Origin of the sequence: Marivirga tractuosa DSM 4126 (genome assembly GCF_000183425.1) — a bacterium.
GTDB lineage: Bacteria > Bacteroidota > Bacteroidia > Cytophagales > Cyclobacteriaceae > Marivirga > Marivirga tractuosa.
Genome location: NC_014759.1, coordinates 3950486 through 3962884, shown reverse-complemented (window position 1 = coordinate 3962884; position 12399 = coordinate 3950486). Strand labels below are relative to the sequence as shown.

Sequence of the window (12399 nt, the reverse complement as noted above, 5' to 3'; positions counted from 1 at the left end):
AAATCCTCTTCCTGAATTCGGAGAGGATTTTTTTATTTACCTTAAGTCAAAATCCTATAATTTAAATCAGGGATTCTATTGAGTCCTTCTATCAATTCATTGCTTGGATTAACTTTATATTTTCGGGATTTAGTTTCTACTTTGTAGCCATTCACTTTATCCTGCAATTCCAACTTTACTTCACATTCTCCTTTAAAGGTTTGGCATAAATTATCCAGTTCCACTATTAAATCTTCCGTGATGGCATTTAAATCAAGCATAATAGCCAAACTCTTTGTCCTTTTATCCCGTAATTCAGAAAGCAATTCTACTTTACTTATTTTGAACTCCAGCGCCTGATCGCCCCATGGCTTTTTACCCACTCTTCCTGAAATAAAAATGAACCAACCATTTTCATAAAATTGCTTATTCGCTAGATAATCATCTCCAAACATAAAGAAGGTGAAAGAACCACCGTAATCTTCCAAAGTTAAGGTTCCAAAAGGCTTTCCCGTTTTAGTTTGCCTGTGAGCTACAGCAGTTACAATCCCGCCTACTTTTATTTCATTTTTAGATGCAAGACTTTCAATATCATTTAACTCCGAAACCTGCGTATTGCAGAAGCTCTCCATTTCAAATCTGTACTCATCCAATGGGTGGCCAGAAATAAAAAGTCCTACCACTTCCTTTTCAATATTCAGTTTCTCAAGCTCAGAATAGGGTTCCATTTCTGCAACTCTCGGAGGCGGAATAGCTACTCCTCCTTCTCCTCCAAATAAGGAAGTCTGCGCACTGTCTTTTTCATGCTGCAGTTTCTGAGCATATTTAATAATTTTTTCAATTAAAGTACCCTCTCCATTATCAGAAGCCAAAAATTGCTTTCTGTGATATTCTTTAAAACAATCAAATCCACCTGCCATAGCCAGAGATTCAAAGGTCTTTTTATTCACACTTTTTAATGGAATACGTTCAGCAAAATCAAATATATCTTTATATTGCCCATTAGATTTTCGTTCTTGGATAATACTTTCTACTGCCGCAGAACCTGCTCCTTTTATAGCTGCTAATCCAAATCGGATTTGACCATTGTCATTTACTGTAAAACCTGAATTGGATTCATTCACATCAGGCCCTAACACCTCAATACCAGCACGTTTACATTCCTCCATAAAGAAGGTCACATCCGTGATTTGGCCCATGTTATTACTCAGCACAGAAGCCATGTACTCTGCAGGATAGTGTGCTTTTAAATAGGCCGTTTGGTAAGCCACCCAAGCATAGCAAGTTGAGTGTGATTTATTAAAAGCATAGGCAGCAAAGGCTTCCCAATCCTTCCATATCTTCTCCAACACATCTTTTGGATGTCCTTTTTCTGCTCCCTGATTAATAAATTTTGGTTTCAGCTCCTCCAGCAAGGCAAAGATCTTTTTACCCATGGCTTTACGCAAAACATCCGCTTCACCTTTAGTAAATCCTGCCAATTTCTGAGAAAGCAACATCACCTGCTCCTGATAAACGGTAATACCGTAAGTTTCCTGCAGGTATTCCTCCATTTCTGGAAGATCGTAGCTAATCTCTTCTAAACCATTTTTCCGCTTAACGAAATTCGGAATATATTCCAGGGGACCTGGCCGATAAAGTGCGTTCATCGCAATCAAATCCGAGAATTCCGTAGGCTTTAAATCCCTTAAATATTTCTGCATACCAGGGGATTCATATTGGAATATCCCGACCGTTTCTCCCTTTTGGAAAAGTTCATAGGTTTTGGGATCGTCTATAGGGAATTCATCCGGATCAAGTTTAACACCATGCCTTTCCTCCACAATTCTGACGGCATCTTTAATCAGCGTTAAAGTTTTTAAACCCAGGAAATCCATTTTAAGAAGACCAGCATTTTCCACCACCGCATTATCAAATTGTGTGCAGTACATATCCGAGTCCTTAGCCAAGGCAACCGGTACGAATTTGGTAATATCGTCAGGTGTGATAATTACTCCGCAGGCATGAATACCTGTATTTCTTACTGAGCCTTCAAGAACTCTTGCTTGATTAATTACTTTAGCAGAAGCATCATTGGCTTTAGCCAGATTCAATAACTCTTCTGCTTTACTAATGGCTTCTCCGTTATTTTTCAGCTTAGCCGATAATTTCTTTTTATCAGAAGCCAAATCGAATAAGGCTTTGAGTTTAATATCGGGTACTAATTTGGCAATCCTATCGGCATCCATCAGTGGCAATTCCATCACTCTAGCTGTATCTCTGATGGCTGATTTCGCTGCCATAGTACCATAAGTGGTAATTTGAGCAACCTGATTGGCACCATATTTTTCAATCACATAATCAATTACTTTCTGCCTGCCATGGTCATCAAAGTCAATATCAATATCGGGCAATGAAACCCTATCTGGATTTAAAAAACGCTCAAAAAGGAGATCATACTTAATAGGATCAATATTGGTAATGGCCGTACAATAGGCTACTGCTGAACCAGCAGCTGAACCCCTTCCAGGCCCTACAGAAACACCCATTTCCCTAGCTGCTGTCGTAAAATCCTGTACAATTAAGAAATAACCTGGATAGCCAGTTCTTTCGATGGTTTCCAGTTCGAAATCCAATCGCTCTTTTATTTCAGCTGTAATTTCAGGATATCGTTTTTTTGCTCCTTCATAAGTGATATGGCGTAAATAAGCATTTTCACCTCTATTTCCACCATTCTCAGCATCCTTAGGGTCAATGAATTCTTGGGGAATATCATATTTTGGCAAAAGTACATCCCTAGCTAATTCAAAGCCCTCTATTTTTTCTGCTATCTCAGCCGTGCAAGCAATCGCTTCTGGATAATCAGCAAACAATTTCTTCATTTCATCGGGAGACTTGATGTAGAATTCATCATTGGGTAAGCCAAAGCGATATTCTCGCCCCCTTTTACCTACATACTTTTTAGGCTTTCCTTGCTCACCAGTAGTTTCTCCATCTTTTACGCAAAGCAAAATATCTTGCGCTTCAGCATCTTCTTTGTTAGTATAATAAGTATTATTGGCAGCGAAATATTTTACATCATACTTTTTGGCAAATTTTAATAAAACTTCATTTACTTTTTGCTCTTCAGGAACCCCATGTTGATTTAATTCTACATAAAAATCATCACCAAACTGTTCTTTCCACCAAAGAAAGGCTTCTTCTGCCTGAGCTTCTCCCGCATTCAAAATTAGGAATGGGACTTCTCCCCATAGTCCCCCTGTGGTGGCAATAATATTTTCTTTGTATTGAACTAATGCTTCCCTATCAATTCGAGGCACATAATAGAATCCTTCTACAAATGCAATTGAAGAAAGCTTGGCTAAATTATGATAGCCTGCTTTATTTTTTGCCAAAAGAACTGTCTGAAAACCATCATCTTTATTTTTCTTGTTATTTCTATCTTGAGTCAGGAAATACTCACAGCCCACTATGGGTTTAATTCCAGCTTTATTGGCATCCCGCACGAAATTATAAGCTCCCATCATATTACCATGATCAGTCATGGCAATAGCCGGCATTCCCATCTCTTTTGCTTTGTTGACCATAGAGGGGATTTCCGTAGTAGATTGCAAAATGGAGAATTGCGTATGGCAATGAAGGTGCACAAAATTAGTATCACTTAATTCTGAAATATCAGCATTTTTAGCTTGCTTTAATGCATCAGATGCAGCTTTTTCTTCATTTTTTGAGCTAGTAGCAAAATTGGCTGCATCTAATTTAGGTGGCTCATAATTGATTGCCTCAATTGGGGTTTCACCTAATGGCTTTACTGCTTTTTCAGTAATCAAACCAAAGAAACACTTTGCTGTAGCATCCACATCGTATGCTGCATCATGTGCATCGGCAAAATCTTGTCCGAATAGCTTTTTATGAAGCTCTGTTAAGGTTGGCCATTTGTACTTCCCTCCTCTGCCGCCAGGGATTTTACAGAAATCCGTTCCAGCTTCTTTGGTATCTATAATAGGTTTTTCGGTAAGAACAGTTTCAGAAAGCTCTTTTCTCAGCATTTCAGCTCCCATAATTGAAATATCAAAGCTAATATTATGTCCGACCACCACATCGGTTTTCTCCAAAATGGTTTTGAAAGCTTCTAAAACTTCAATTAATGGTTTACCTTCTTTTTGAGCCCTTTCAGTAGAAATTCCATGCACTTTTTCGGCATTATAGGGAATATCAAAACCTTCTGGTTTGATGATGTGGTTTTGGGCATCTAAAAGCTCACCATTTGCTCCATGTAATTGCCATGCAATCTGCACACATCTTGGCCAATTGTCTGCATCACTTAATGGAGCGTTATAATTTTTTGGTAATCCGGTGGTCTCGGTATCGTAAATTAAGTACATAAAACTGTTGCTGAGAAGGTGGTGAATTTCAGAGTTTGAAATTAGTGAAAGGCATGAAGAATCGGAAGATAAAAAATAGATTTTTCTTAAGTGATGGGGTATGGCTGTATTGAGGTGTTTAGGTTGGAAGTTAGCAGTGGGAAGTTGGAAGTTTGAGCCTGAATATGTTTGGTTTTCCTTTTAGTTGAAGTATAATATCTGGATGATAGGATTAATAAATATTTATCTGGTTTTGAAGTATTGATGTTTGTAAGTATTAAAGTGTAATATTGCCAAGTTGGAGAAGTTTAAAGCTAGAAATGGATATGTTCTCTTTGCGTTTTTGCGCCTTTGCGGTTAGTCACAGCCTTTGGTTGCATTATCTTTATTTTTTTATGGAAACCCACAGAGCAAAAAGTCCTGTCAGGACGAACTTATGGTAAGTAAAAAGACAAAAATAAATACCTAAGTCCCAGAGGGACGACCTTAAGCAAAATTGATTTAAATCTAATCAATCAAATCGAATCGCCTTAATCGGTTTCATTCTAGCAATAAACCAAACCGGTAAAAAGAGCGAAATCAATACCACCACCAATACTAATAAATTCAAGCCAACAATCATTTTGAAATCCCAGAGAATGGGAACTGCACTCATATAATAATTCTCTTGATCTAAGGGGATAAGATTAAAATAATACTGTAAGGCAGCGGCTCCGATTGCGACCATATTACCCCAAAGTAAGCCCTTAAAAGTCAACCTTAATCCGCTCATTAAAAATACATTTCTAATGAGTATATTTTTTGCACCCATTGATTTTAGCAAACCTATCATCGGGGTTCTTTCCATAGTTAGAATAAAAATTACGGCTACCATATTAAAGCAAGCAACAAATAATATAAGTACCAAAAACAGACGAACGTTCTGATTGAGTAATTCTAGCCACTCGAAATATTGTGGATATTTTTTACTGGTTAAGTTAACAAACTGATCTGCCTCTACTTTATCGAAAACAATAGATTCCGCCTCCTCTTCATCAATATCATCATTAATGAAAACTTCAAAACTCCCCACTTGATCTGCAGTCCAATCATTCAACCTCTGGATCATTCTGACATCTCCGATTATCATGCGCTCATCAAAATCCTCCAAGCCTGTTTCATAAACTCCCACAATCTCAAGCTGTCGGTACCTCGGTGGGTTTTGTACAAAATACATAATAACTTTTTCACCTAATTCCAACCGAAGCAATTGAGCTATTTCTTTACTGATTATAATCTCAGTGCTGTATTCTTCAGAATTGACATTAGGAAACCTTCCTTGTATTAAATTAGAAGCAAAATTTGCAGTATCATAGTCTGCCCCGATTCCTTTAATCACTACCCCTTCTACAGCTTCTTCTGTTTTCAACAAACCCGCTTTATATGCAACTCCCTGCACATGTCTTATAAAATCTAAATCTTCATGATTTTGAAAAAAATCTGTTTCTATCGAAATTGGTGACTCATCAAAAGAATTACTGAGCGTATATTTCGTGACTTGCAAATGTCCAGCAAAACTGAATACTTTATCTTTTATGGTCTTTTGGAAACCACCTAAAATCAAAAGTGCGATCAGCATTATTGCCAATCCAATAGCGATACTACTAATGGCTATTTTGTAAATACTGCCCGAAAATTGACCAGTTTTAGAATTTATTGTACGTTTCGCTATAAAATCAGGTAGATTCAAGAATTAACTTTATTTTTGGTTTATGATAAGAACTGCAAATTACAATTTCATTGGCAAACTCATTCCGCTTTGCGGTCTATTTTTTATGATTTTGGCAAATGCTTGCGTGGCTCAACAAAATTCGCCCATTCCCGCTGCATACCAAACCGAAGAATACCTACCCTATTTGAAAGAAAAAGCGGTTGGAATGGTAGTCAATCAGACTTCTACCATCAAGCAGACCCATTTGGTAGACACTTTAAGATCTCATGACATTAATATAAAGAAGGTATTTGCTCCTGAGCATGGATTTCGTGGGCAAGCTGATGCAGGAGCTACAATAAAATCCGGAATTGATGAAAAAACAGGTTTACCTATTATTTCCCTTTATGGGAAAAGTAAAAAGCCTACCAATGAGCAATTGAAAGATTTGGATGTGGTGATTTTTGACATTCAGGATGTGGGTGCAAGATTCTATACTTATATCAGCACTATGCATTATGTAATGGAAGCTTGCGCTGAAAACAATATTCCACTATTGATTTTAGACCGTCCCAATCCGAATGGAATGTATGTGGATGGCCCCATTTTAGAAATTGAACACCAGTCATTTGTAGGCATGCATCCTATACCGATTTTGCATGGATTAACTGTAGCTGAGTTGGCACAAATGATTAACGGTGAAAAATGGCTGAAAAATGAATTGCAATGCGAATTGAAAATTATAAAGAATAGGAATTACAGCCATGCAGATTCTTATTCATTACCCATCAAACCTTCCCCTAATTTACCAAATGACCTAAGTATCGCACTATACCCTTCGCTTTGCCTTTTCGAGGGAACTGTAATTAGTGTCGGACGAGGTACTAAAAAACCTTTCCAGCAAATTGGCCATCCTTCCTTAACAGATTTTGAGCATACATTCACCCCAGGCAGTATGCCAGGAAGCAGTGCCCACCCACCTTTTGAAGATGCAAAATGTTACGGAATTGACTTTGAGTCCAAAGATTTTGAAGAAGGGATTTCCTTAAAATACTTGATAGATTTCTACACAGCTTTTCCTGATAAAGACGATTATTTCAATAATTTCCTTACCAAATTAGCTGGTACAGAATCTCTACGTCAGCAAATTGAGGCAGGATTTTCAGAAGAGGAAATTAAAATGAGTTGGCAAGCGGGTTTGCAGGAATATAAGGTAATGCGGGAAAAGTATTTGTTATATGAAGCCCTTCATCCCCAAGGGGGAAATTAGGTCAGTACCTAAATGATTATTCGATATCCTAATGTACTGACAATGATAAATCTAAAATTTAGATACTACGGGAGGAGGGATGATGGATGCTTGTTTTTTCCTGCTTTGGTCAGTACTATAGCTCAGACCGCAGGTACCGTAAATTGGAAACAAAAAGTGTAAAGTAAGAAGTCCGAAGTTTTGTTAACTGTCTATTTCAATTGTCAATTTTTTGTCTTGACTCTAGATTCTAGACTCTCACCCAAAAACCATGACATTAATCATATTCCCTCCTTATTAATCTCAGTACAGTTCCAGCACAATTATGCCAATTTTGTAAAAAAACAATTGGGAAGATGGAAGCTAAATCAATAAAAAACCACGGAGGACAAAATCAAGCGAACGATTGGATACCAGCTAAATCATTTTACTCCTGTAAAAATGGAATTTGCAATAGTTGTCTAGCCAAGCACGAAGACCGAAAACAACTTGTTTTACCACTATCGAAATTAAATGAGTCTGATTTTAAAATTGATTTAGGAAACTTCTTAAAGAGTTTAGCGAAATTTAAGAGACCTGTATTATTCTATCACCGCAACCATTTGATAAAAGAACAAGCCTTAATAAAGTTTACGGGACATGAAAATTTTGAGGATTCTTTTAACGTAATTCAACCCTTTTTGCCTGAAACCATTATTCCAGCCACTATTATATCACCTTATGAACTAAGTAAAAACAACCGGTTAAAAGAACAAAAATTAGTACTATTAACTAAGAAATATTTTGAGCCCTTAGGATTCATTAAATTGCATCTTCATTCGGTAGCCGATTATCATGAATATGCCCGCAGTGAAAAAATCGGTTTATTAATGATGCCTTTAAAGGATTTACCAGATTATGTACAATATGCCATGCATTCTGATGATATTAAGAATGTAATTCCTGCAATTTTTCAGCCTTAATTTCAAGAATTTATATATTTAATGTTTCGCTTCAAGCCACTGTATTTTGTACGCTTCACTGCGGATTTTCTAAATACTTCATTAAAGACTTCTTTAGTCATTTCTTCCCAATCCTTTTTGTCCATTTCGGCTAAAACGGGATGAGGTTGAAATGAATATTCTTGATGCGATTTTGAAAAGCGATTCCAGGGGCAAACATCCTGACAAATATCACATCCAAAAACCCAGTCCTCCATTTTATCGGAAAACTCTGTAGGTAAGTCATCTTTCAGTTCAATAGTCAAATACGAAATACATTTAGAAGCATCTACAATTCCATCTCCCACGATTGCATCCGTTGGGCAAGCATCAATGCATTTGGTACAGGTACCACAATAATCCTGCATAGGACCATCTTCCTCCAATTCTAAATCAATAATCAGCTCGGCTAGGAAATAGAAGCTTCCTCTTTGTTTGTTGAGCAGCAGACTATTCTTACCCAACCAGCCCAAACCACTTTTAGCAGCCCATTGCCTTTCCATGACTGGGGCTGAATCCACAAAAACTCTTCCGCCCACCTCTCCTATTTTCTCATGGAGTCGGGTCATGAAATCCTTGAGCTTATCCTTAATGACGAAATGGTAATCTTTACCATAAGCATATTTAGCAATTTTGTAGGAATCACTTTTGGCTAAGTCTTGCTCAGGGTAGTAATTGTACATCAATGAAACCACTGATTTAGCACCTTCGACCAGTTTGCTAGGGTCAAGGCGCTTATCAAAATGGTTTTCCATGTAATGCATTTTGCCATGATATCCCTTCTTGAGCCAATCTTCCAGCTTTGGTGCCTCCTCTTCTAGAAACCCTGCTTTGGACACACCACAGAAATCAAAGCCCAAATCGGAGGCAATGGATTTGATGATTTTGGTATTTTTTTCTTTAGGCAAAGACATTAATCAAACAAAGTCCCTAATTTGCCCGGAGGAACACTTCCTAAATGCTTATAAGCCAATTCGGTAGCCTGACGGCCTCTGGCAGTTCTTTTTAAATAGCCTTCTTTGATTAAAAAAGGCTCGTAGACTTCTTCTATAGTATCAGCCTCTTCACCAACTGCGGTAGCAATAGTACCTAAACCCACTGGTCCTCCATTAAATTTTTCAATAATGGTGGATAGAATTCTATTATCCATTTCATCTAACCCATGTTGATCTACATCCAATGCATTTAAGGCAAATTCTGCAATTTCCTTTGTAATGGTTCCATCTCCTTTTATTTCGGCAAAATCACGGGTTCTCCTTAAAAGTGTATTGGAAATTCTGGGAGTTCCTCTACTTCTTCTGGCAATTTCAAATGCCGCATCTTCTTGTAAAGGAGTATTTAATATAGCAGCAGAACGTTTGATGATTTTTTTCAATAATTCTGCGTCATAATACTCCAGACGAGCATTGATACCAAAGCGAGCTCGTAGCGGAGAAGTCAACAATCCTGAGCGAGTGGTAGCACCAATTAAGGTAAAAGGACTTAAACTAATTTGAACTGATCTAGCATTTGGACCACTGTCGAGCATAATATCTATTCGAAAATCCTCCATAGCAGAATAAAGATATTCTTCAACTACCGCATTGAGCCGGTGGATTTCATCTATAAATAACACATCGCCTTCTTCCAGATTAGTTAATAAGCCCGCCAAGTCACCTGGTTTATCTAATACTGGACCAGAAGTGACTTTCAAACTAGAGCCCAATTCATTAGCTATGATATGAGAAAGAGTAGTTTTCCCTAAGCCTGGAGGTCCGTGCAACAATACATGATCCAGAGGTTCTGATCGCTTTTTAGCAGCCTGAACAAAAACCTGAATATTATCCACTGTCTTTTGCTGACCAGTAAAGTCACCAAAAGAGAGCGGGCGAAGGGCTTTTTCAAACTCTTTCTCTTCGGGGTTTAAATTTTCATCATCTCCTGTCAGGAAATCTTCTCTCATATCAACTTCATATTTGTTGCAAGTTAAGCCTAGTTTGTCGTTTTTACTAATATTTGTAGTGCTCTAAAAGTTTAAAAAATTTACCTACAATACACTCACCTTTCCTAAAATAATCCGTACATGAGCTTGTTACAGTACTTTCTGTAAACACAATAAAATGAAAACTACAAATCAAAACATTGCCACTCCACCCGATGAAGAAGAAGTGAATTGGCCAGTGGTAATTGGGATTATTGCTACCATGATCATCATAGTCTTAGTCCTTAATTTTGCTTAATTTCCTAAAAGGTGGGTTCTTTAATCCACCTTTTTATTTTAACAATTATCCACGATTAAATTCAATCTTTCATCCTTCCTTTCCAAAAAAAAATCTATATTGAAGTAATATGGAATCCAAAGAAGAATTCATTCACCAAGGGAGCAGTTTTTTTGGTAGACATCAAAATTACCTTTCTGAATTTGTTTACGGAGGTATTGATGGCAGTATTACTACATTCGCAGTAGTAGCAGGTGCTGTAGGTGCAGGATTAGATAATTCAGTGATCATCATTTTGGGCTTTGCAAATTTGTTTGCAGATGGCTTTTCAATGTCAATAGGAGCCTATATGTCAGCTAAATCTGAAAAGCAACACTTTGAAAAACAGAAAGCTATTGAATATTGGGAAGTAGATAATATGCCCGATACCGAAAAAGAGGAAATCCGAGATATCTATATCGAAAAGGGATTTGAAGAACCTCTCTTAAGCCAGGTGGTAGAAGTCATTACTAAGGATAAAGACAGATGGGTTGATGTTATGATGAAAGATGAATTAGGACTAGTAGAGGAAGAAAAATCACCCTTCCAAACCGGTTTATTCACCTTTATCTCGTTCCTAATAATTGGTTTGATTCCATTATTGGTTTTTGTAGCTGATTATATAAATATCGAGATTACTAATAAATTCTTTTGGGCAAGCATTTTAACAGGTGCGGCATTTGTAATTATAGGCTTTTTGAAATCACGTGTCACCAACAATTCCATCATAAAAGGAATCTCAGAAACGCTCCTTTTAGGCGGTTTGGCTGCAGTTGTTGCCTATTTCGTAGGTGATTTTTTAGAACAAATAATTAGGTGAAATGAAAGAGGGTTAGATAAAGCTATCTCCTTTTTCTATTTTTACAGAATTTACAATTTCCTTTATTTCCTTTTCTGCATTTTTTCTACAAATCAAAAGGACTCCATCTTGCTCTGCCACCAAAAAGTCATGCAAATCCTGGATGACCACTAAATTCGTTTTATCAGTCGTCACAATATTTCCAGTTGAATTAAAACTCATCACATTTTTTGGAGCCGCATTGTCTTGATCGTCCTTTTCACGAATTTCATGCAAACTTTCCCAGTTACCCAAATCAGACCAACCAATATCAGTCAATAGTACAAATACATTCTCAGCTTTTTCCATAATCCCAAAGTCAATAGAAATATTAACACATTGGGTATAAGCTTTATTTACAAATAAGCTTTCATTGGTACTGAAATACTGAGATTTACCATCGGCAAAAATTTCTGCCAAATCAGGTAAAAAATCTTCATAAGCCTTGATGATACTTTTTGCAGACCAAACAAAAATCCCTGCATTCCATACAAAATCGCCACTTTCTATAAATTTTTGAGCTAATCCGATTTCTGGCTTCTCGGTAAAAGTTTTCACTTTTTTAATTGTAGCCGAATCTGGAATATATTGAATATAACCGTAGCCCGTTTCGGGTCTGTTTGGATGCATACCCAAAGTAATCAGTTGATCACTTTTATCAGCACTATCTAAGGCTACAGCAATTGATTGATGAAAAATATCTTCCTTTAGAATCAGGTGGTCAGCAGGAGCAATTATCATTGAAGCATCTGGATTTTTACTTGCTATTTTGTATGCGGCATAAGCAATACAAGGAGCGGTATTTCTTTTATAGGGCTCCAAGAGCAACTGTTGACTTCCTAAACCTTCAATTTGTTCATGTATTAGCCCTTCATATTCCTTATTCGTTACTATATAAATATTTTCTTTAGGGAATTTTGCCAAAAACCTTTCATAAGTCATCTGGAGCAAAGTTTTGCCCACTCCTAATAAATCATGAAATTGTTTGGGTTTTCTGGAAGTACTAACTGGCCACAGACGTGTTCCTGTTCCCCCAGCCATTATAATGACAAAATGATTTTGATTCATATGTTTTATTGGTTT

At 37.1% G+C, this 12399-nt stretch carries 8 protein-coding genes; 3 read left to right on the top strand and 5 right to left on the bottom strand.

The features are described from left to right. Nucleotides 1-41: 41 nt before the first annotated feature. Both dnaE and FTRAC_RS16765 read right to left on the bottom strand, forming a co-directional pair. Nucleotides 42-4343: a DNA polymerase III subunit alpha gene (gene dnaE / locus FTRAC_RS16770; RefSeq protein ID WP_013455473.1), complete on the bottom strand. Its 4302-nt coding sequence runs from the start codon at nt 4341-4343 to the stop codon at nt 42-44. A 490-nt stretch (nt 4344-4833) separates the two neighbouring features. After that, the gene (locus FTRAC_RS16765; protein ID WP_013455472.1) at nt 4834-6051 is read right to left on the bottom strand and encodes an ABC transporter permease; all 1218 of its coding nucleotides are present in this window, start codon (nt 6049-6051) and stop codon (nt 4834-4836) included. A 22-nt stretch (nt 6052-6073) separates the two neighbouring features. On the opposite strand from FTRAC_RS16765, the gene FTRAC_RS16760 reads away from it, so the two are divergent. Then, entirely contained in the window at nt 6074-7282 is a 1209-nt protein-coding gene (locus FTRAC_RS16760) for an exo-beta-N-acetylmuramidase NamZ family protein (protein ID WP_013455471.1), read from the top strand. 335 nt (nt 7283-7617) lie between these two features. Next, the gene (locus FTRAC_RS16755; protein ID WP_013455470.1) at nt 7618-8223 is read left to right on the top strand and encodes a hypothetical protein; all 606 of its coding nucleotides are present in this window, start codon (nt 7618-7620) and stop codon (nt 8221-8223) included. A 2-nt stretch (nt 8224-8225) separates the two neighbouring features. Here FTRAC_RS16755 and queG read toward each other — a convergent pair whose 3' ends face one another. Continuing rightward, nucleotides 8226-9155 (bottom strand): tRNA epoxyqueuosine(34) reductase QueG, encoded by a 930-nt coding sequence (gene queG, locus FTRAC_RS16750; RefSeq protein WP_013455469.1) that lies wholly within the window; start codon nt 9153-9155, stop codon nt 8226-8228. Beyond that, the gene (ruvB, locus tag FTRAC_RS16745) at nt 9155-10183 is read right to left on the bottom strand and encodes a Holliday junction branch migration DNA helicase RuvB (RefSeq protein WP_013455468.1); all 1029 of its coding nucleotides are present in this window, start codon (nt 10181-10183) and stop codon (nt 9155-9157) included. Before ruvB ends, queG begins: the two co-directional genes overlap by 1 nt. 386 nt (nt 10184-10569) lie before the next feature. Here ruvB and FTRAC_RS16740 point away from each other — a divergent pair, with 386 nt between their 5' ends. Then, a complete protein-coding gene (locus tag FTRAC_RS16740; RefSeq protein ID WP_013455466.1) occupies nt 10570-11298 on the top strand; it encodes a VIT1/CCC1 transporter family protein in 729 nt (242 codons plus the stop codon). A 12-nt stretch (nt 11299-11310) separates the two neighbouring features. Here the strand turns inward: FTRAC_RS16740 and FTRAC_RS16735 are convergent, their stop codons facing one another. Continuing rightward, a complete protein-coding gene (locus FTRAC_RS16735) occupies nt 11311-12384 on the bottom strand; it encodes a mannose-1-phosphate guanylyltransferase (protein ID WP_013455465.1) in 1074 nt (357 codons plus the stop codon). Nucleotides 12385-12399 lie beyond the last annotated feature (15 nt).

Bases quoted from the DNA above. Each gene is read 5' to 3' on its own strand.
- dnaE (WP_013455473.1), bottom strand. From the start codon at position 4,343: ATGTACTTAATTTACGATACCGAGACCACCGGATTACCAAAAAATTAT.
- ruvB (WP_013455468.1), bottom strand. From the start codon at position 10,183: ATGAGAGAAGATTTCCTGACAGGAGATGATGAAAATTTAAACCCCGAA.
- FTRAC_RS16740 (WP_013455466.1), top strand. From the start codon at position 10,570: ATGGAATCCAAAGAAGAATTCATTCACCAAGGGAGCAGTTTTTTTGGT.
- FTRAC_RS16755 (WP_013455470.1), top strand. From the start codon at position 7,618: ATGGAAGCTAAATCAATAAAAAACCACGGAGGACAAAATCAAGCGAAC.
- FTRAC_RS16760 (WP_013455471.1), top strand. From the start codon at position 6,074: ATGATAAGAACTGCAAATTACAATTTCATTGGCAAACTCATTCCGCTT.
- FTRAC_RS16735 (WP_013455465.1), bottom strand. From the start codon at position 12,384: ATGAATCAAAATCATTTTGTCATTATAATGGCTGGGGGAACAGGAACA.
- queG (WP_013455469.1), bottom strand. From the start codon at position 9,155: ATGTCTTTGCCTAAAGAAAAAAATACCAAAATCATCAAATCCATTGCC.